Consider the following 20,328-nt stretch of genomic DNA (forward strand, 5'->3'; position numbering starts at 1 on the left):
TATGGTCGCCTACCCTTGAGGGGGATGGATGCCGGTCCCGTTAGCCGCCGCGCCAGTGGCCCCGATCGCCGCCCACGAGCTTCTGGTGTTCCTGCTCCAGGTCGGTCTACTGCTCGCGCTGGCCCTGCTCCTCGGCAGGCTCGCCGCCCGTTTCGGCATGCCGGCGGTCGTCGGCGAACTGTTCGTCGGTGTGATCCTCGGCCCGTCCTTCCTGGCGCACGTCGCGCCGGGCGTGCAGGACTGGCTGTTCCCCGCGGAGCCCGCGCAGTTCCACCTGCTCGACGCGGTCGGCCAGATCGGCGTGCTGCTGCTGGTCGGCCTCACCGGCATCCACATGGACACCGGGATGATCCGCCGGCGCGGCGCCACGGCCGCCGGCGTCAGCATCGGCGGCCTGGTCGTCCCGCTCGCCCTCGGCATCGGCGCCGGGTTCCTGCTGCCGGGCAGGCTGATCCCGGACGGCACCGACCCCACCGTCTTCGCGCTGTTCCTCGGCGTGGCGATGTGCGTCAGCGCGATCCCGGTGATCGCCAAGACGCTCATGGACATGAAGTTGCTGCACCGCAACATCGGCCAGCTCACCCTGACCGCCGGCATGATCGACGACGCCTTCGGCTGGTTCATGCTCTCGATCGTCAGCGCGATGGCCGTGAGCGCGGTGTCCACCGGCACCGTCCTGACCTCGCTGGCCTATCTGGCGGCCATCGTCGTCTTCGCTCTCACGGCCGGCCGTCCGCTGGTCAGGGGCGCGTTCCGGCTCACCGCCCACGCGGACGAGCCGGGCCCGACCGTCGCCACCGCGGCCGTGCTCATCCTGCTCGCCGGGGCCGGCACCCACGCCCTGGGCCTTGAGGCGGTGTTCGGCGCGTTCGTCTGCGGCATCCTGATCGGCGGCGCGGGCCGGGTCGATCCGGCCAAGCTGGCCCCGCTGCGCACGGTCGTGCTGTCGGGGTTCGCGCCGATCTTCTTCGCCACCGCGGGCCTGCGGATGGACCTCACCGCGCTGGCCGATCCCACGGTCCTGCTCGTCGGGCTCGCCGTGCTGGCCCTCGCGATCATCGGCAAGTTCGTCGGCGCGTACGCCGGCGCGCGGCTGAGCCGGCTGAACCGGTGGGAGGCCCTCGCGCTGGGCGCCGGGCTCAACGCCCGCGGCGTCATCGAGGTCGTCGTCGCCATGGTCGGCCTGCGGCTCGGCATTCTCAGCGTCGAGGTGTACACCATCGTGGTGCTCGTCGCGATCGTCACCTCGCTGATGGCGCCGCCGATCCTGCGCATGGCCATGGCCCGGGTCGAGCAGACGGCCGAGGAGGACATCCGCGAGAGCGGGTACGAGGCGTGGGACAGGCAGCCCGCGGCCGACGGCAAGCCGGCCCTGTGACCTGCGCGGTGCGGCGGTCTGATCCATAAGTGGGCGGACGGCGCTCGTCCCGCACCGAGTGCGGGCGGCCGCGGCCGCCCGCGGCGGTGAGGATCCCACCTTCACGCGTGCCGCGGTGACCCGGCCCAGGCCGGCGGACCGCTGCTCGCCGATCACCACCCCTGACTTTCGTCGGGGATTCCCCGCGGCCTCCACGAGCGGGGTGATCGTCCCGGCGGGCGCGGCCGGGACGTGGGCGGTCAGAGGGCCGGGTGGGCGTTGGCCACGAGCATGGAGAACTGGGCGTGGTGCCACAGGCCGGCGGGAGGCGCGCCGGGGAGGGCGCCGGTGGGTTCGTCGGGGTCGATGCGGCCGTACCTGGTCGGATCGCACATCACGTCGTACCGGTTGTGGGGGTCGTCCTCGTCATGGATCGGCGGGACGCTCACGCCGTCCGACTCGCCGGGCGGTTTGATCCAGACGTAGGCGTCGATCCCGGCCGCCGGCTCCGCTCTCGGCCGCTCGCCCAGGCCCGCGCCCTTCTGGTTGCAGTAGTTGAAGCGGTAGGACCGCCGGTCGATCCTGCTCTGGTCCACGTAGGTGTCGAGCTGGGCCGAGGTCCCGGCCGCCGTGGGCCGGTCCGGCCCGCCCCAGCCGTTGCGCGAGGTGTCGATGATCACGCGGATGGCGGCCGGGAAGCCGCGGGCGATCAGAGCGGCGCGCAGGGCGGTCGCGTGGTCCCGCTCGTCGAAGACTGGGTTCCAGTCGAAGAAGCGGCTGGTCCAGAGCGGGCCGCCGTTGACGGTGGCCCTCGGGTCGGGCATGAAGACCTCGTCGAGCGGGACGTACTCGGCGACGCCGGTGGCGAAGCCGCGCACGCCGGAGAGCCCTCGGGAGGTGCCGCGCACCGTGGACGTCACCAGCTCGGCGAACGGCGTGGAATAGGGCTCGTACCCCATCAGCGGCGCGCTTCCCGCGTCCAGATAGAGGCGGACGTTGGGGGATGCGCCCAGCTTGTCCAGGGCGTACCGGACGCCGTCCACGTACGCGCCGCTCGCCCGCTCAAGCTGGCAGTCGATGGTCGGGACGCCCGTGGTGACCGCCAGGTCGGCCAGCGAGTGCGGCTCGACGACCAGGGCGACGCGCAGGTTCCGGTAGGCGGGCAGGCGGAGGATCTCGGCCATCGGGTCGATGTACTCGGCCTTGTACCGGGCGAGGCCGCCGGAGACGATGGACAGCTCGCCGGCCGAGGCGGGGTTGGCGCAGTTCCGGTCCGGCAGGTCGTACACGACGAAGGTGATGTGGCGGGCCCGCTGCCGCAGCGCGGCGTCCAGGTGGTCCCGCAGTGTCCTGTCCGCGCCGGGACCGCCGGTGACCTTGGCGATGCGGTCCAGCCAGACCGCGGTGGGGACCTTCGCCAGCCGGCGCATCCTGTCGGCGGTCGCGCCGCCCTCGGCCACGGCGGACGCCTCGACGTTGGCCGCCCAGCCCGGGTCGACGTAGCCCGGCCCGCCGGCGTAGGGGTTGAGGGGGGACGGGCCGGCGTGCGCCGGGGTGTACGGCTCGGCGTGCGCCGCGCTCCGCGCGCCGAGCAGGCCCGTCGCGGCGAGGGTCATCGCGGCGGTGACCGCGAGGGCGTGGCGCCATCGTGGCCGGCGGTCCTTCCCGGCGGATGCCATCGACGTCATCTCCGAGAGGCGGGCTCGAGGGGCGGATAGGCGTTGTCCGCCAGCATCATGAACTGGTCGTGGTGCCAGTCGCCGGCGGCGGGCGCGTTGGGCAGGGCGTTGGTGAGCGTGCTCTGGGAGAATCGGTTCGTCGCGGTGGGGTCGCACATCGGGTCGACCAGCCGGTCGGTGTCCGGGGGCAGCACCGGGCCGCCGGCGCCGTCGGACTCGCCCGGCGGCTTGATCCACAGGTAGGCGTCGACGCCGGGCAGCGGGGCCGCGGCGGGCCGGGCGCCGAGGCCGGCGCCCTTCTGGTTGCACGGGCTGTACCGGTACGGGCGACGGTCCAGGCGGCTCTGGTCCACATAGGTGTTCACATCGTTCGAGGTGCTCACGGAGACCGGCCGGGCAGGCCCGCCCCAGCCGTTGCGCGAGGTGTCGATCACGATGCCGATCGAGCTCGGGAAGCCCTTGGCGATGAGGGCGGTGCGCATCGCCGTGGCGAAGTCCCGCTCGTCCAAGTAGGGGTTCCAGTCGAAGAACCGGCTGGCTCTGACCTGGACGCCGCCGATGGTCAGGGACGAGTCGGGCAGGAAGGGCTCCTCGGTGGGGATGTAGTCGGCGACGTTGGTCGCGATGCCGTCCAGGCTGGTCAGGCCACCGGCCGAGCCCTGCACGGTCGAGGTGAGGAGGTCGGCGAGCGGTCCGAAGTTGGTGTCCCAGCCGACCCAGCCGGAGTGAGCGGCGTCGAGGTAGGTGTAGACGTTGGGCAGCGGCGAGAGCTTGTCCAGGGCATAGCGGATGCCCGAGACGTAGACGCCCGACTGCCCGGCGATCGTGCACGACACGGTGTGCCTGCCGGTGATGAGGTCGGTCAGGGAACGCGGCTCCACGATCGCGGCGATGCGCAGCTTCTGGTACTTCGGCTTCCCGGCGATCGCGGCGATGGCGTCGACGAACTGCGTCTTGTACCGGTTGAGGCCGTCCTCGGCGGCGTGCAGTTCGGCGCCGGAGACCAGGGACAGGCAGTTCTTGTCCGGCAGGTCGTACAGCACCACCGTGACGTAGCCGGCGTTCTGCGCCAGGGCCGCGTCCAGATGGTCCTCCAGGGTCATGGTGACGCCGGCGCCGCCGGTGACCTTGGCCATGCTGTCCAGCCAGATGCCGGTGGAGACCGTCTTCAGACTGCGGATTCTCTCCGCCGCGGCTCCGCCGGCCTGCGCCGCGGAGCTTTCGACGCCGGCGGTCCAGCCGGCGTCGACGTACCCGGTGGCTCCCGCGAACGGGTTGTCCACCGGGACCTCCGGCGTGGGGCTGGGGGTGGGCGACGGGGTGGGGACGTCGTCGTCCTGCTCGGTGGCGTTCCACAGCACGGCGCTGCTGCCGGTGATCTGGCTGCTGCGGGAGTCGAACGTCGCCGAGCCGTTCAGCGTGTCGTCGTCCTGGGCCGCGGACACGATGACCATCTGCGGGATGTCCCAGTTCGCCGGGGTGAAGGTCAGCGTCGGCCAGGCGGTGAGGTCCCTGTCGCCGCCCACCCGGGCCGTGCCGACGGTGACGTTGCCCGGCGGTTGCCGGTTGAGCTTCACCTGGACGCTCGCCGTGCCCCCCTCCGGCACGGTGAGCGACGTGGGAGAGATGACGATGCGCAGCGGGGCGGGCGTGGGCGTCGCGCTCGGCGAAGGGCTGGGGCTGGGCGAAGGGCTGGGGCTCGGGGACGGGGAGGGGCTCGGGGGCGGGAACAGGATGACCTCGCACGGCACCCCGTTGATCGCGAAGTCCGCAGGAGGCGGGTTGCTTCCCGTCCAGGACCCGTTGAAGCCGACGGTGAAGGAGCCGGCCGGGCCCCAGGACTGCCCCTTGGCGGTGACCCGGGCGCCCGACTGGCTCCACTGGGCGGACCAGCCCTGGGTGATCCGCTGGGACCCCGGGAAGGTGAAGGTGAGCGTCCAGTACGTGAGGGGTTCACTGTTCTTGACGGCGACGGTGGCCGTGAACCCGCCCGAGCCGGTGCCCCACTGGGAGCTGGAGTAGGTCACCTCGCAGGTGAGGGCCGCGTGGGCGGCGGCGACGGTGCCGGTGACGAGCCCCGCCGCGGCGAGCGCCGCGGCCATGGCCACCGCCAGGATCCTGCGTCGTAATCGGCCCTTGCCCAGTCCCATGAAAGATCATCTCCATGACGTGGCCGTGGGGGGCCCGCCGTCTTCGCGCGACGGCGGCCTTCGGGTCCCATCCCGGTTCGATGCGAGGCGGTGGCGCTTCCAGGTTCGGTGCCCTGTCTAGAGGTGTACAACAGGGGGCGGCCGATGCGCCGTCACGGGCCGGTGGCGGCGGGCCGGAGGACCGGGCCCGGGCGCGCGGACGGCTCCGGCACCTTGGAAAACGCGGCGGGGCGGGGTCCGGCCGGACGCGGAAACCGGTGAAAGATTCAGCTCACGCCGGACGCCGCCGTCTCGGCGGGCTCGCTCTCAGGCTCGCTCTCGGGCCGGGTCGTCTGGACGAAGGTGACCTCCGGGAGCGGCACCGCGCGCCCGGACTCGTCGACGAAGGCCACGGCGAGGCGCTCGCCGGTGAGGCTGCTGCGGCGTTCGATGGACGGGCCGGCCTCGTGGGGGCGGTGAACGTCGCCCCATTGCTGGAGCGCGCCGAGCACGACGCGCAGGTCTTCGCCCGCGGGCGTGAGGTGGTAGCCGTGGCGCGCGCGCCTGCCGGCCTCGCTGTAGGGACGCCGCTCCAGGATGCCGGCTTCGACCAGGCGCGCCAGGCGGTCGGTGAGCAGGTCGGTGGAGATGCCGAGGCCGGTCTGGATGTCTCCGAACCGGGTGCGGCCCTGGAACACCTCGCGAAGGACCAGGACCATCCACGGGTCGCCGATCACTTCGAGGCTGCGCTGGATCGAGCACTGAGCGTCCAGCATGGCGCGGCGGGTCGTCCTTCTCACGCGCCCAGGATACCTCTCACTTGTTTTTTCCAAGCGAGATGCTAGCTTGGTTTTACCAAGCCAGGTGGTCCACCGGAGGTACGCTGAGAAGCGGAGGGCCAGGTGGGCCGCCCTCAGCGGCCATCACGCGCGTCCCGGATCCGTCCGGCGCTCGCCGCCGGTCCGGTTCCGCCATCCATGAAAGAAGAGACGACATGAACATCGACAACGCCGTTGCCGTGGTGACCGGCGGCAATCGCGGCCTCGGCCGCGCCTTCGTGACGCAGCTGCTCGACCGCGGCGCCAAGGTGTACGCGGCGGCCCGCAGGCCGGAGACCGTCGACGTGCCCGGCGCGGTGCCGCTGCGGCTGGACATCACCGACCCCGAGTCGGTGGCGCAGGCCGCCAAGATCGCTGCCGACGCGACCCTGCTCGTCAACAACGCGGGCGTCTCCACGCACGCCGGGCTGGTCGACGGCGACTTCGGCGACATCCGCCTGGAGATGGAGACCCACTACTTCGGCAGCCTCGCCGTGACGCGCGCGTTCGCGCCGGTGATCGAGGCCAACGGGGGCGGCGCGATCCTCAACGTGCTGTCGGTGCTCTCGTGGGTGCACGTGCCGGTGTACGGCGGCTACAGCGTCGCCAAGGCCGCCGAGTGGGCGATGACCAACGTGGTCCGGCAGGAGCTGGCCCCGAAGGGCATCCGGGTGACGAGCCTGCACGTCGGCTACATGGACACCGACATGGCCTCCTACGTCGCCCCCGAGAACAAGTCGGACCCGGCCGCGGTGGCCTCCGCCGCCCTGGACGGCATCGCCGCCGGCGAGGCGGAGGTCATATTCGACGAGTTCAGCCGCACCAGCAAGCAGAACCTCTCGGCGCCTCTGTCCTGAGGGCCGCTCGTCCCGAAGCCGGGGCTAGGCGGTGCGGGTGTGAGCGCGGGGGGCCGCCCCGGCCCGGCGGGGCCGGGGGCCGCGGAACCAGAAGGTCGCTCGACCTTCGTCGGGTGTTTCCTCCCAGGTCATGCGTGATCGGCAGGTTGGACCAGTGGCACCGGCGGCACCACGTCCGTGGTGTCGCGTGCCGCTGTTCTGACCGCCGCCGCAGCCGTCCCGTACGGGGCGGGCGCGGCACCCGCAGGGAACGAGAAACACACCAATGATCGGTTTTCGCTCGGCCGCAGCCGCCGCCGTCATCGCCGGGGCCGCCGCCGTGGCCATCCCGGGCGCCGCGCTCGCGGACCCCGGAGAGTCCGCCAGGCACCACAAGAGCTTCGACCTCCAGGCGCACCGCGGCGGGCTCGGGCTCGTGGTCGAGAGCACCCTGGACTCCTTCGCCAACGGGCTGCGCGTGGGCGTCACCACGCTGGAGCTGGACATCCAGATCACCGAGGACGGCAAGGCCGTCGTCACCCACGACCGCAAGACCGACGGCCGCAAGTGCCAGGACACCGGCCCGGTGACCCCCGGCGACCCCGAGTACCCCTACATCGGCAAGTACATCAACACCCTCAGCCTCGCTCAGGTGAAGACGCTGGACTGCGGCTCCAAGCCGCTCGCCGAGTTCCCCGGGCAGCGTCCCGCCCCCGGTGCGCGGATGCCGCAGCTCAGCGAGGTGTTCGACCTGGTCAAGCGCTTCCACGCCAACAAGGTGATGATGAACGTCGAGACCAAGGTCGAGGCGGGAGCGCCGGAGCAGACCGCCCCGCGCGAGCAGTTCGTGCAGGTCGCAGCCCAGGAGATCCGGAAGGCGCACATGCTGCGCCAGGTCACCATCCAGAGCTTCGACTGGGGCTCGCTGATGCGCATGCGCGAGGTCGAGCCGCGGCTGCCGCTCGTGGCGCTCACCAACTACGACTTCCTGCAGACCGGCCAGCCGGGCGCCTCTCCGTGGCTCGGCGGCATCGACGTCGACGACTTCGGCGGCGACCCGCTGAAGGCGATCAAGTCCTTCGGGGCCGACGCGTTCTCGCCCGTCCACGGGTTCCCGCAGAACGGGAAGGTCACCGACCCCGGGTACCGGCCCTACGTCACCAGGCAGATGGTGGACCAGGCCCACCGCCTCGGGCTGAAGGTGATCCCCTGGACCGTCGACGACGAGCCCACGATCAACAAGCTCATCGACGACGGCGTCGACGGCCTCATCACCGACTACCCCGACCGCCTGCGCACGGTGCTCGACGCGCGCGGTTTCACGCTCCCCAAGCAGTACTCCGGCCCTCGCGCCTGATCGGCGCATCCCCGCGTCCGATGGGCGGCCGCCGCCCAAGGCCCGCGCGCCGCCCATCGGCCCCGGTCACTGCGCGACAATCGATTCCGTGCAGTTCGGTATCCTCGGCCCGCTCGAGGTGCGGACGGACGAGGGAGATCCCGTCCACGTCGGCGGGCCCCGCCCGCGGGCGCTGCTCGCGCTGCTCCTGCTCGACGCGGGGCGGCTCGTCGGCGTCGACCGCCTGATCGACGGGCAGTACGGCGACCGCCCCCCGGCGGGCGCCGCCAACGCCGTCCAGGCCCAGGTCTCCCGGCTCCGGCGAGCCCTGCCGCCCGGCCTGGTCGAGTTCCACGGCGCGGGGTACCGGCTCGCGGTGGATCCCGGCGACGTCGACGCGTGCCGGTTCGAAGAGCTCACCCGCGAGGGGCGCGGGCTCCTGGTCACCGGACGGCACGACCGCGCGGCGGCCGTGCTGCGTGACGCGCTCGGGCTGTGGCGGGGTCCCGCGCTGGCCGACGTGGCGAGCGCGCCGTTCGCCGCGGCGCAGGCCTCCCGGCTGGAGGAACTGCGGCTGACGGCCCGCGAAGACCTCGCCGAAGCCGAGCTGGCCCTGCCCGCGGGCACCTCGGCCGCCGAGCTGCGGCGGCTGGTGGCCGACCACCCGCTGCGCGAACGCCTGGCCGGCCAGCTCATGCGGGCGCTGCACGCCGAGGGGCGGCGGGCCGCGGCGCTCGCCGTCTTCGCCGACCTGCGGCGGCTGCTCGCGGACGAGCTGGGCGCCGACCCCTCGCCGGAGCTTTCCGCGCTGCACCTGGCGCTCCTGCGCGACGGCGGCGACGGCGGCGACGGCGACGGCGGTGGCGGTGGTGGCGGTCGCGGTGGCGAGGCGCGGCGGCGGGCGCCGTCCCGGCTGCCCGCGCCGCTCACCGGCCTCGTGGGACGCGAGGAAGAACTGGCCCGCATCGGCGCGCTCCGAGATCGGCGGCTGGTCACCCTGACCGGGCCGGGCGGCACCGGCAAGACCCGGCTGGCCGTCGAGGCGGCCCGCCGCCGCTCGCCGGAGGCCTGCTTCGTCGACCTGTCTCCGATGGAGGACGCCGAGCAGATCGCCCCCGCGGTGCTGACCGCCCTCGGGCTGCGCGAGGCGGGGCTGCAGCCGCCGGCGCCGGGCGCTCCCGCCGACCCGGGCGAGCGGCTCGTGGCGGCGCTCGCCGACCGAGAGCTGCTGCTCGTCCTGGACAACTGCGAGCACCTGGTCGCCGGGGCCGCCGCGCTCGCCCGCCGCCTGCTCGACGCCTGCCCCGGGCTGTCCATTCTGTGCACCAGCCGTGAGCCGCTGGGGCTCACCGGCGAGACGCTCGTCCCGGTGCCCCCGCTCGCGGTGCCGCCCCCGGGCGCCGGCGGAGACGACGCGCTCGCCTACCCCGCGGTGCGCCTGTTCCTCGAACGGGCCGCCGCCGTGCGTCCCGGCGTGACCATGCGGCCGGAGTTCGCCGAGATCTGCGCGGCGCTCGACGGCCTGCCGCTGGCCATCGAGCTGGCGGCTGCCAGGCTCAGGTCCTTCACCGCCGAGGAGATCGCCGCGCGCCTGAGCGAGCACGGCAGGTTCGCCCTGCTCTCCCGCGGCGACCGCACCGCGGCGGCCCGGCACCGGACGCTCCACGCCGTCGTCGACTGGAGCTGGAGCCTGCTCGGCCCGGCCGAACAGGCGTTCGCCCGGCGGTTCTCGGTGTTCTCGGGGGGCGCCTCTCTTGAGGCCGTCGAACGCGTGTGCGGCGACGGCGAGCTGCTCGCCGACCTGGTGGACAAGTCGCTCATCGAGGCGGACGGCGGGCGCTACCGCATGCTGGAGACCATCCGCCTGTTCTGCGCGCAGCGGCTGGAGGAGTCCGGGGAACAGCCGCGCGTACGGGCCGAGCACGCCGCCCACCACCTGCGTCTGGCGCGGCGCGCCGACCCCTGGCTGCGAAGGGCCGAGCAGCTCGAATGGCTGGCGCGGCTGTCCGCCGAGGACGGCAACGTGCGGGCCGCGCTCACCTACGCCGGGAAGGACGACCCCGCCACCGGGCTGCGGCTGGTCGCGGCGCTGGCGGCGTACTGGTGGCTGAGCGGGCGGCGCGGCCAGGCCGCCTCCTCGGCGCTCCGGCTGCTCGAACGGGTCGGCGCCGAGCCGCCCGCCGGGCTGGAGGAGGAGTACGTCCTGTGCGTGCTGAACGCCCTGCCGCACGTCCTGCCGGAGCAGTGGGCGCGGGCCGAGCAGATCATGCGGTCGCTGCCCCATCCGGTGCGCTATCCGTTCACCAACGCGCTGTGGGGGATGGCCGCCGGGCCGCCCGCCCCCGAGGGCGCCGCCGAGAGGGGGCGGCTGCTCGGCTCCGACCCGTGGAGCCTCGCCACCTCCCGGCTGGGGAACGCGTTGCTGCTCCTGCTCGACGGCAGGATCGCCGACGCCGAGCGAGAGCTGGAGGCGACGCTGTCCGCCTTCCGTTCCCTGGGCGAGCGGTGGGGGATGGCGCAGCCGCTGGAATGGCTGGCGCTGATCCGCGGCAGGCGCGGCGAGTGGGCGAGGGCGCGGCGGCTCTGGGCGGAGGCCCTCGGCCTGTACGAGCAGCTCGGCGCCCTGGAGGAGATGGTGGACGTGCTGTGCCGCCGGGCCGAGGCGATGCTGCGCGAGGGCGACTTCGCGGCGGCCCGCGCCGACCTGGCACGCGCCGCCGAGCTGGCGCGGATGACCAGCCCGTCGCGCCGGTCCCCGTGGGTCGAGCTGGGCCGCGGCGAGCTGGCCCGCCTGTCCGGCGACCACGCCGAGGCGCGCGACCGTTACCGGGCGGCGCTCGACGCGGCCGCGGGCGGCGCCTTCGCCACCGCCGGGGTCCTGCCGGTGGCGCACACCGCGATGGGACGGCTGGCCGAGGTGGAGGGCGACCTCGCCGCGGCCGTGAGCCACCACGGGGAGGCGCTGCGCCTGGCGGGCTCGACGAGGGTGGTGGCCATGGAGATGGCCGACATCGCGGAAGGCCGCGCGGGACCCGCCCTGCTCGACGGCGCGGGCGAGCGCGCCGCGTTCCTGCTCGGCGTCGCGGTGGCCCTGCGCGGCACCGCGGTCACCGGCGACCGCGACGTCGCCCGCGTCGCCGCGGGGGCCACCGGCCTGATCGGGCCGGACGTCTTCGCCGCCCGCTTCGCCGAGGGCGCCGCCCTGACCCCCGGCCAGGCGCTGGCGGCCCTCGGCCTTCGCTGACAGACCTCCGCCGGGCCGTCAGCCGGCCGTCGGCGGACCGTCAGCGCCGCCCGGCACCCTCGGGGCATGGACAACACCACCATCCTGATCTCCGGCGCGGGGATAGCCGGGCCCGCCCTCGGCTGCCTGCTCAGGGCATACGGGTTCGGCGTCACCGTCGTGGAGAAGGCCCCGGCGCCGCGTCCCGGCGGGCAGGCCGTCGACTTCAAGGGCGAGACGCACCTTTCGGTGCTGCGGAGCATGGGGATCCTCGCGGACGTCCGCCGGATGCGGACCGGCGGCGCCGACCAGGAGATCGTCGACGCCGGCGGCCGTCGTCTGGCGGTGATGCCCGGGGAGTTCACCGGCGGCGATGTGGAGATCCGGCGCGGCGACCTGTCGCGGCTGCTGTATGACAGAAGCTCCGCGGCGGGGTGCGAGTACGTGTTCGGGGACTCCCTCACCTCGCTCACCGAGACGGCGGACGGCGTGCACGTGACCTTCGAACGCGGCGCTCCCCGCACGTTCGGCCTGGTGGTCGGCGCGGACGGCATCCACTCCAACGTCCGCGGGCTGGCCTTCGGCCCGGAGCGCGACCATGTCCGCCACCTCGGGCACTACTACGCCCTCGCGGAGCTGCCCGAGAGCGTCGGGGACGTCCCGCGGATGTACAACGAGCCGGGCAGGATGGTCGCCGCCGGCGGGCCGAAGGGGCCGGCCTTCTTCGTCTTCGCCTCGCCTGAGCTCTCGTACGACCGCTACGACACCGAGGCGATGAAGCGCGTCGTCATCGACGCCTACGCCGGGATGGGCTGGCGGACGCCGGAGATTCTGGAGCAGGTGCGGCGCGCGGAGGACCTCTACCTCGACTCGATCAGCCAGGTGCGCGTCGATCACTATGCCAAGGGACGGGTGGTGCTGCTCGGGGACACCGCCTACGGCAACACGCTCGGCGGGTTCGGCACCGGCCTCGCCGTGGTCGGCGCCTACGTCCTCGCGGGAGAGCTGGCGATGGCCGGCGGCGACCACCAGGCGGCCTTCCGGCGCTACGAGGAGCTCCTCCGGCCCTACGCGAAGATCGCCAGGAACGGGAACGCGGGCCCGTTCCTGGCGCCGGGCACTCCCGGCAGGATCCGCATGCGCAACCGGATCTTCAAAAGCCGCCTGCTGCTCAAGGGCATGCTGAAGATGACCGACATGTTCGCCACCGGCATCACCCTTCCGGACTATCCGTCCCCTGCGCGCCGCTGACCGCCCGTCCGCACGTCTCAGGAGGCCAGGAACTCCTCCGAGATCTGCCAGAGGCGGGCGGCGGCCTCGGGGTCGACGGCGTAGGCCGCGACTCCGGTGCGGGTGCCGGGCCGGTTCGGCCCGGCCTCTTCGCAGTCCTCGAAGTAGCGCCCGCCGATGCCGTCGAGCAGCGGCGAGGTGGCGACGAGCACGGAGGTCGCGGCCCCCTGCTCGGGGGTCTTCCAGTCGGTCACGGCGGTGGGGTTCGCGGTGCGCAGCCGCTCGATCTCCTCCATGGAGACGTGCCGCTGCAGGTTGGTGCGGATCCCTCCGGGGTGCAGGGCGTTGACGGTGATGCCGTCGTCCGCCCATCGCCCGGTCGCCTCGACCGCGAACAGGACGTTCGCCGTCTTGGACTGGCCGTAGGCGGTCCACGGGTCGTACGGGCGCTCCCGGTAGTGGATGTCCTCGAAGACGATCGGGGAGCGCAGGTGCGCGGAGGAGCTGACGGACACGACGCGGGCGCCGCCCGCCGCGGCGAGCGCCGGGCGCAGGGCGGTGGCGAGCCCGAAGTGGCCGAGGTGGTTGGTGGCGAACTGCAGTTCCCAGCCTTCCGGCGTGCGGGTCTCCGGGGCGGCCATCACGCCGGCGTTTCCGACGAGGATGTGGAGCGGCCCGCCCCACGCGGCGGCGAAGGCGGCGACCGACGCCCGGTCGGCGAGGTCCAGCGGCGCGACGTGGACCTCCTTGTTGCCGGTGGTGGCGATGATGTCGTCGGCGGTGCGGCGGCCCGCCTCCGGGTCGCGGACGGCCAGGGTGACCTCCGCGCCGGCGCCGGCGAGCGCGCGGGCGGTCTCGACGCCGATGCCGGAGGCTCCGCCGGTCACGATGGCGCGGCGGCCGGTGAGGTCGATGCCGTCCACGACTTGCGCGGCGGTGGACGAGGCGCTGAACGGTGTGGTGATGCGAGGTGCCGTGGTCATGTCGGTGCCTGATTTCGCTCGGCGATGCGGATGGGGAGGCCCACGCGGTACGCTGCAAGCGGAGGATCCTCCAGTTGGGTGGACTCTAATCGGAGCTTCCTCCGTTTGGCAAACGGCGCCCGCGGATGGGACAGTCGCAGGGACGCTCCGGCGGACGGACGAGGAGGAACGCGACGTGTCGGTCACCGGCTCCCGGCCGCTTCGCGCGGACGCCCGGCGCAACCGCGAGCGGCTTCTCGACGCCGCCGTGCGCGCGTTCGCCCACGACGGGCCCGACGTGACGCTCGACGCGATCGCCAAGGCGGCGGGAGTCGGCATCGGCACGCTCTACCGCCACTTCCCCACCCGCGAGGCGCTGGTCGAGGCGGCGTACCGCAACGAGCTCGCACGGCTGTGCGACGCCGTGCCCGATCTGCTCTCGGCCATGCCGCCGGTCGAGGCGACGCGCGCATGGATGGACCGCTTCCTGGACTACATGACGACCAAGCGGGGCATGGCCGACGCGCTGCGCGCGGTCATCGCCTCTGGCGGCGACCCGTTCGCGCAGAGCCGCGACCGGCTGATCGGCGCCATCGGGGCGCTGCTCGGTGCGGGGGCGGCGGCGGGCGTCGTGCGCGCGGACGTGGAACCGGCCGATGTGCTCACCGGGCTGGGCGGCGTCACCCTCGCCGCGGGCGCCCCCGCCCAACGCGCCCAGGCCGGCCGTCTGCTCGACCTGCTGATGGACGGCCTCCGCTACGGCGCCGCCTCCTGATCGGCGCCCCCTGATCGCCGCCCCCGTGATCGGCGCCTGCCACCATGGCGCCGCCCGCTGACCGTCACTACTCCCGGGCGAGGGCGATCTCGCCGCGATCGGCGCCGCCGGACGGCCCGGCAGGGGGCGCGGCCGAGGCCAGGTGGACGGCGGGGTTGCCGCGCCAGTGGGCGCGAGGGGCGACCTCCTCGCCTTTCATCAGGAAGGAGTCGGCGTCGAGCACGGCGCCGTCGCCCATGCGCACGCCGTAGTGCACCAGGGCGTTGGTCCCCAGGCTGCAGCCCGCGCCGATCGCGATGTGGTCGGACTTGAACGTCCCGTCCTCCAGCGAGTGCGCCTGGATCAGGCTCTTCTGGGCGAGCGTGCAGTCGTCGCCGACCGTGACCAGCGTCCGCTCCGGTATGTAGCAGCCGTCGTCGAAGACCCTGCGCCCGATGCGCACCCCGGCCAGCCGCCAGGCGAGGTTCTTGTACGGCGTGCCGTTGAGCATGTCCAGGTAGAGCGGGTTGGTGAGCTTCCACATCCGCTCGTGCCACCAGTAGTAGGGCTGGTAGATCGAGCAGAACCGCGGCGCCAGCGCGCGGAAGCCGGTGGCCAGGCGCTCGGCCAGCACGAAGTAGGCCAGGGTGAACACCACCGCTCCGGCGATGCCGGCGGCGATCGCCGGAGCGCCGACGGCGCCGTAGAGGCGGGCGGCGGCCATGGCCAGCAGGATCAGGCCGAGGACGTGCAGCCACCGGCTGACCAGGTAGAGCGCGATGGTCACCGTGTTGTGGCGGGTCTTCGCGGCCAGACGCCGGCGCAGCTCCTCCCCGGTCTTGAGATGGTCGAAGCGGGTGTCGCGCTGCACCGAGCGCGGGATCTCGAAGCAGGGGGAGCCGAGGAGCCCGACGTCCTGCCTCAGGGGCCCGTCGATGGGCAGCATGACCTTGGTCGCGAGCAGGCAGTTGTCGCCGGTGCGGCTCTGGGCCGGGTAGGCGATGTCGTTGCCGACGAAGGTGTGCGCGCCGATCGTCGCGCGCGACAGCCGGAACGCCCCGGCGGAGAAGTCGGCGTTGACGATCGACAGCCCGTCCGACACCATCGTGCCGCTGCCGACCGTGGCCAGGTGCGGGGACTCGTGCTTGTGCTGCAGGCCGAAGTTGGACCCCGTCTGCTCGACCTTCGACAGGTCGTACCCAAGGCAGCGCAGGTAGTGGACGATCCACGAGCTGTCGCCGAACAGATGCGTGAAGACCTGCGTGTTGGTGACCCGCGCGACCGCCCGGTGCGCCCAGTAGTGGAAGCCGTAGAGCGGGTAGTCCCGGCCCTCGCGCAGGGCCCGGCGCAGCAGGCGGGGGACGGTCGCCAGGAAGGCGAACCCGGCCGCCAGCCCGCCGAAGTAGACGACGAGCGAGGCGGCCACCGCGTCCCGGTAGGCCGGCCACGCCGTCAGATCCCTGGGACGGGTGGTGTCCGCCAGTTCGGCGAGGACGGGGAACCGCGTGCCCAGCCAGTGCAGGCCGCCGATGCCCAGCGGCAGGTACACGCCGAGGATGGTCAGCAGTTGCATGGCGCCGAAGCGGGTGGTGCGCCACCTGCCGCAGCGCGCCCGTTCCAGGGCCAGGTAGTCGGTGGCGGCCGGCTGGGCGGGCGACCCGTGCCAGCGTTCGCCGTCCGGCACCGCCTGCGCGGACTGGAGCGAGGATGAGTGGCCGAGCTGGGCGCGGTCGCCGATGGAGGCGCCGATGTCGATCACCGTCCGCTCGCCGACGAAGGCGTCCTCGCCTATGGTCACCGGTCCGGTCTCGATCACGCCCGCGCGTGCCCGGTAGCAGGTGAAGAAGGAGTCCTTGCGGATCACCGTGCCGCCGCCGATGGTCAGCAGGTCGGTGCAGACAGGAACGTTCCTGGACAGGATGAGCGTGCCGGGGCCGATGCGCGCGCCGAGCGCGCGCAGGTACAGCACGTACAGCGGAGAGCCCGCGAACATGGCGAGCGGGCTGGTGCGCACCAGCGTCTTGACCGTCCAGAACCGCAGGTAGGCCAGGCTCCAGACCCGTACGGCGCCGGGTTTCCAGCGGCCGACGAGCGTCCATTTGGCCGCGATCGGCACCGCGCACAGCGTCACGAAGAAGGCCGCGCCGGCCGCGGCCGACCGCGCGTAGATCTCGGCCGTGCCGGTCGCGCCGGACACCCAGCGGTAGCAGCGGGCCAGCAGCAGCGCGCCGAGGAAGGAGTACCCGAGGAACAGAAGCGCCTGCAGGAGCCCGCACAGCAGGTACCCGGCGGTGCTCGCCCGGACCGGCGCCGTCGCCGGCGGCGCCTCGGTCGCGTGCCCGGACGCGGCGGCGGCCCCGGCCGTGAGGACGCGCGCCAGGTCGCGGACGGTGGGGTGCAGGTAGACGTCCTTGATCGACACCGGCGGCAGGTCGGCGCGTTCCCTGACCCTCGCGCAGAAACGCGTCATCAGCAGCGAGTTGGCGCCGAGCTCGTCGAAGAAGTGGCTGTCGACCGAGACCTGTTCCACCCCGGCCACGTCGGCCAGCACGTCCGCGAGCGTGCTCTCGGCGGCGGTCGACGGGGCCACGTACGGCCGTGCGGTGGAGAGGCCGCGGGGCCCCGAGGGCGGCGGCAGGTTCTTGCGGTCGGCCTTGGTGCTCAGCAGCATCGGGATGCCGGGCAGCGGTTCCAGGTAGGCCGGGATCATGTACCCGGGCAGGCGCCCGCGCAGCTCGCGGTAGATCCGCTCGGCGTCCACCCCGGGTCCGTCGTCGCGGGCGCTGTAGTAGGCCACCAGCTCCACCACGCCGGGCTCCGGCTCGAAGGTGTCCACCACGGCCTGGGCGACGCCCGGGACCTGGAGCAGCACCGACTCGATCTCCGACAGCTCGACCCGGTAGCCGTTGATCTGCACCTGGGTGTCGATGCGGCCGTGGTACTCGATCTCGCCGTCGTCGTTGATCCGGCCGAGGTCGCCGGTCCGGTAGATGCGGCCGGACGGGTTGCCGGGGATGCCGAGGAAGTCGGGGATGAAGGCCCGTTCTGTCAGGTCGTCGCGGTTGACGTACCCGCGGGCGAGCCCGACTCCGGCGATGCCGATCTCGCCGAGCTCACCGGGGGGCAGCGCGCGCGGCCCGGCCGGGTCGAGGATGGCCACCGCGTAGGTCGGCAGCGGGACGCCGAGCGTCACCGGCCGGGCAGGGTCGAGCTCGGCCCAGGTGGCGGTGACGGTGGCCTCGGTCGGGCCGTACACGTTCAGGAACCGGCGGCCGGGCCGGTGCCAGCGGCGCACGAGGTCGGCGGGGCACGCCTCTCCCGAGACCAGCAGGAAGCGCAGGCCGGGAAGGTCCTCGTCGAGGGTGGCCAGCAGGGTGGGCACGCAGCACAGGGCGGTGACCTTCCGGTCCCGCAGGAAGCCGGACAGGTCACGGCCGAGCAGCGTCGCCCCCGGAGGCCGCGGCACGAGGGTCGCGCCGGACAGCAGCGGCACCCAGATCTCCTCCACCGAGAAGTCGAAGGCGATGGTCATGCCCTGGTACACCCGGTCGCCGGGGGCCAGCCCGTAGGCGTCGACGGCGACGCGGACGAAGTTGCAGATCGACGCGTGCTCGACGGCCACGCCCTTGGGGCGGCCCGTGGTGCCGGAGGTGTAGACGATGTAGCACAGCTCGCCCGCCGGCTCCCCCCGCTCCTCGCCGGTCAGCCGCCGGCCGTCCTCGGCCTCGATCAGCGGCTCCACCTCGTCCAGGCACAGGACGGCGGCGTCGAGGTGCTCGAGGCGGTCGCGCAGGTGCGACAGCGACAGCACGGTGCGCACGCCGGCGTCCCGCGCGATGTAGGCCAGCCGGTCGGCGGGGAAACCGGCGTCCAGCGGCACGTACGCCGCGTTGATCTTCAAGGCGGCGAGCATGCCGACGTAGGAGCACACGGCGCGGTCGAAGACCAGCGCGATGCGCTCGCCGGGCTGTGCGCCCTGTTTCAGCAGGTGGCGGGCGAGCCGGTTGGCCCGCGCGTCGAGCTCGTCGTAGGTGAGCGTGACCTCCGCGGCGTCGACCGCCGTCCGGGCGTGCTCCCCGGTGGCGCGCAGCCGGTCGCACAGCTCCTCGAACAGGTGGTCCAGCCGCTCGCCGTCCCGCCGCAGGGCCGCCTGCGGACCGCCGGCGCCGATCAGGACGTGCCCGGCGGGGGCGTTGCCCCGCCGGGGATCGGCGCGCCCGGCGTCTCGGACCTCGGCCTGTCTGGTCATGCTGCCTCCATCAACCCCCGCGGGCCCTCGTCGTGCCGGACCGTCAGGCCGCCACCAGGCTGCACGCGGTGACGGCATCGACGAGGATGGAGCACGCGGTCTCGACGACGTCGGCGGTGACGTTCAGGGGCGGCAGGATCCGCACGACGCAGTCCGCGCGCCCGCCGACCTCGATGATCAGCCCCCGGCGCAGGGCGGCGCCCTGGACGCGGTGCGCCAGCTCGGTGGCGGGGGCGCCGTCGCGCGGGTCGGCCAGCTCCACGCCCCACATCAGGCCGACGCCGCGCACCTCACGGACCCAGGGGTTGGCCGTCAGCGGGGCCAGCCGCTCGGCGACCTGCTCGCCGCGCCGCCGGACGTTGCCGAGCACGTCGTCGCGGAGCATGACGCGCACGGCCTCCGCCCCCGAGGCGAAGGCGAGCTGGTTGCCGCGGAAGGTGCCGATGTGCGCGCCGGGCGCCCACACGTCGAGCCGCCGGTCGTAGAGGATGATCGCCACGGGCAGGCCCATGCCGCTCAGCCCCTTGGACGCGACGATCACGTCGGGCTCGATGTCGTACCTCTCGAAGGCGAACCACGTGCCCGTGCGCCCGCAGCCGGTCTGCACCTCGTCCACGATCAGGGGGATGTCCAGTTCGCGGGTCAGCGCGCGCACGCGCCGGGCGAAGGCGCGGCGGGCCGGGATGACGCCGCCCTCACCCTGGACGATCTCCAGGATGACCGCGGCGGGCAGCGGGACGCCGCCGTTCCCGTCGTGCAGCGACCGTTCGAGCTGTCCGGCGCAGTTGGTGTCGCAGGTGCCGGCCGACAGGCCGAGCGGGCAGCGCGCGCAGTAGGAGTAGGGGGAGAAGTGGATCCCGGGGACGCCGTTGGCCACCGGCTGCTTCTGCCGCACGAGGCCGCTGAGCGCCATCGCCGCGTGGCCGCTGCCGTGGAAGCCGCCCTGGAAGGCGACGACGTCGCCGCGGCCGGTGGCGATCTTGCACAGTTTGACCGCGGCGTCGACGGCGTCGCCTCCGGTGGGCCCGCAGAAGTGCACCTTCATGCGGTCGCGCAGCGCGGCGGGGAGCATCGACAGCTGTGCCTCGGTGAAGGCGTCCTTGGCCGGGGTCGGGAAGTCCAGGCCGTGGGTGAGCCGGGTGAGCTGCGCCGTGGCGGCCCGCACGAGCTCTGGGTGGTTGTGCCCCAGGGACAGAACGCCGGCGCCGGTCAGGAAGTCGATGAAGACGTTGCCGTCCAGATCGCGGACGAAGCTCCCCGACGCCTCGGCGATGGCGATCGGGAGGCGGCGCGGATAGGTGCGCGCGTTCGACTCGCGGACGGCCTGCCGGTCGAGCAATTCGGCCGAACGCGGACCGGGTAGGTCGCCCTCGACCAGGGGGTGGGGCAGGATCTCGGATATGGCGCTGGGATCGGCCAGGCTCATCGGGCTCTCCTCTCAAGGCCGCCGAGGTGCTGGTTCCTTTCAAGGCGGGCCGACGTGTCCGGTTCTCCTGTTCTGGTGTTCTCCGGCCGGCTTCGCATATGTGGACTTCGTCCGGTATTGACGGTCGAAGAGGCCTTCCGCGATGGCGCTTGCGAATCATGGCCTCAGGTACACGGTTACGATTCCACCCCGGTTACCAGCACAAACTCCCCAATCCACCTCGCATCACGGCAAGCGTCGCATTTGGCGATCCAAGCGTGGGTGGACGGTTTTCGCTGATTGTGGTGGTTTGCGGAGAATGTCGCTAAGGGTGACCCCGATACGCTCCG

At 73.2% G+C, this 20,328-nt stretch carries 12 protein-coding genes; 6 read left to right on the forward strand and 6 right to left on the reverse strand.

Translation table 11 applies throughout. From position 1 onward, the window contains the following. Nucleotides 1–28: 28 nt before the first annotated feature. Complete coding sequence (locus tag ACFO60_RS03930; protein ID WP_380836957.1) at nucleotides 29–1,378, forward strand: cation:proton antiporter; 1,350 nt, start codon at nucleotides 29–31, stop codon at nucleotides 1,376–1,378. A gap of 239 nt (nucleotides 1,379–1,617) precedes the next feature. On the opposite strand, the gene ACFO60_RS03935 is transcribed toward ACFO60_RS03930, so the two are convergent. From ACFO60_RS03935 to ACFO60_RS03945, 3 genes are all read right to left on the reverse strand, one after another. Further along, entirely contained in the window at nucleotides 1,618–3,036 is a 1,419-nt protein-coding gene (locus tag ACFO60_RS03935; protein ID WP_380836960.1) for a glycoside hydrolase family 6 protein, read from the reverse strand. Nucleotides 3,037–3,041: 5 nt separating this feature from the next. Then, nucleotides 3,042–5,186, reverse strand: coding sequence for a glycoside hydrolase family 6 protein (locus ACFO60_RS03940; protein WP_380836963.1), 2,145 nt, complete (start codon nucleotides 5,184–5,186; stop codon nucleotides 3,042–3,044). A 266-nt stretch (nucleotides 5,187–5,452) separates the two neighbouring features. After that, complete coding sequence (locus ACFO60_RS03945; protein WP_380836966.1) at nucleotides 5,453–5,965, reverse strand: winged helix-turn-helix transcriptional regulator; 513 nt, start codon at nucleotides 5,963–5,965, stop codon at nucleotides 5,453–5,455. Between the two features lie 194 nt (nucleotides 5,966–6,159). Here ACFO60_RS03945 and ACFO60_RS03950 point away from each other — a divergent pair, with 194 nt between their 5' ends. From ACFO60_RS03950 to ACFO60_RS03965, 4 genes are all read left to right on the forward strand, one after another. Further along, nucleotides 6,160–6,840, forward strand: coding sequence for an SDR family oxidoreductase (locus ACFO60_RS03950; RefSeq protein WP_380836969.1), 681 nt, complete (start codon nucleotides 6,160–6,162; stop codon nucleotides 6,838–6,840). A 265-nt stretch (nucleotides 6,841–7,105) separates the two neighbouring features. Beyond that, nucleotides 7,106–8,176: a glycerophosphodiester phosphodiesterase family protein gene (locus ACFO60_RS03955; protein ID WP_380836972.1), complete on the forward strand. Its 1,071-nt coding sequence runs from the start codon at nucleotides 7,106–7,108 to the stop codon at nucleotides 8,174–8,176. A gap of 88 nt (nucleotides 8,177–8,264) precedes the next feature. After that, nucleotides 8,265–11,399, forward strand: a complete 3,135-nt coding sequence (locus ACFO60_RS03960) for an AfsR/SARP family transcriptional regulator (protein WP_380836975.1) — start codon at nucleotides 8,265–8,267, stop codon at nucleotides 11,397–11,399. A gap of 66 nt (nucleotides 11,400–11,465) precedes the next feature. Beyond that, entirely contained in the window at nucleotides 11,466–12,629 is a 1,164-nt protein-coding gene (locus ACFO60_RS03965) for an FAD-dependent monooxygenase (protein WP_380836978.1), read from the forward strand. A gap of 17 nt (nucleotides 12,630–12,646) precedes the next feature. On the opposite strand, the gene ACFO60_RS03970 is transcribed toward ACFO60_RS03965, so the two are convergent. Then, nucleotides 12,647–13,591 carry an SDR family NAD(P)-dependent oxidoreductase gene (locus ACFO60_RS03970; RefSeq protein WP_380836980.1) on the reverse strand — a complete coding sequence of 315 codons (945 nt, stop codon included), beginning with the start codon at nucleotides 13,589–13,591 and terminating at the stop codon, nucleotides 12,647–12,649. Between the two features lie 175 nt (nucleotides 13,592–13,766). Between ACFO60_RS03970 and ACFO60_RS03975 the strand changes: the two genes are divergently transcribed. After that, the gene (locus tag ACFO60_RS03975; RefSeq protein ID WP_380836983.1) at nucleotides 13,767–14,345 is read left to right on the forward strand and encodes a TetR/AcrR family transcriptional regulator; all 579 of its coding nucleotides are present in this window, start codon (nucleotides 13,767–13,769) and stop codon (nucleotides 14,343–14,345) included. 67 nt (nucleotides 14,346–14,412) lie between these two features. On the opposite strand, the gene ACFO60_RS03980 is transcribed toward ACFO60_RS03975, so the two are convergent. Together ACFO60_RS03980 and ACFO60_RS03985 are read right to left on the reverse strand one after the other, a co-directional pair. Then, the gene (locus tag ACFO60_RS03980) at nucleotides 14,413–18,573 is read right to left on the reverse strand and encodes a Pls/PosA family non-ribosomal peptide synthetase (RefSeq protein ID WP_380836986.1); all 4,161 of its coding nucleotides are present in this window, start codon (nucleotides 18,571–18,573) and stop codon (nucleotides 14,413–14,415) included. Between the two features lie 43 nt (nucleotides 18,574–18,616). After that, nucleotides 18,617–19,999, reverse strand: a complete 1,383-nt coding sequence (locus ACFO60_RS03985) for an aspartate aminotransferase family protein (RefSeq protein WP_380836994.1) — start codon at nucleotides 19,997–19,999, stop codon at nucleotides 18,617–18,619. Nucleotides 20,000–20,328 lie beyond the last annotated feature (329 nt).

The organism is Sphaerisporangium dianthi (assembly GCF_042654065.1).
Taxonomy (GTDB): domain Bacteria; phylum Actinomycetota; class Actinomycetes; order Streptosporangiales; family Streptosporangiaceae; genus Sphaerisporangium; species Sphaerisporangium dianthi.

Bases quoted from the DNA above. Each gene is read 5' to 3' on its own strand.
- ACFO60_RS03930 (WP_380836957.1), top strand. From the start codon at position 29: ATGCCGGTCCCGTTAGCCGCCGCGCCAGTGGCCCCGATCGCCGCCCAC.
- ACFO60_RS03950 (WP_380836969.1), top strand. From the start codon at position 6,160: ATGAACATCGACAACGCCGTTGCCGTGGTGACCGGCGGCAATCGCGGC.
- ACFO60_RS03980 (WP_380836986.1), bottom strand. From the start codon at position 18,573: ATGACCAGACAGGCCGAGGTCCGAGACGCCGGGCGCGCCGATCCCCGG.
- ACFO60_RS03970 (WP_380836980.1), bottom strand. From the start codon at position 13,591: ATGACCACGGCACCTCGCATCACCACACCGTTCAGCGCCTCGTCCACC.
- ACFO60_RS03935 (WP_380836960.1), bottom strand. From the start codon at position 3,036: ATGGCATCCGCCGGGAAGGACCGCCGGCCACGATGGCGCCACGCCCTC.
- ACFO60_RS03955 (WP_380836972.1), top strand. From the start codon at position 7,106: ATGATCGGTTTTCGCTCGGCCGCAGCCGCCGCCGTCATCGCCGGGGCC.
- ACFO60_RS03985 (WP_380836994.1), bottom strand. From the start codon at position 19,999: ATGAGCCTGGCCGATCCCAGCGCCATATCCGAGATCCTGCCCCACCCC.
- ACFO60_RS03940 (WP_380836963.1), bottom strand. From the start codon at position 5,186: ATGGGACTGGGCAAGGGCCGATTACGACGCAGGATCCTGGCGGTGGCC.
- ACFO60_RS03965 (WP_380836978.1), top strand. From the start codon at position 11,466: ATGGACAACACCACCATCCTGATCTCCGGCGCGGGGATAGCCGGGCCC.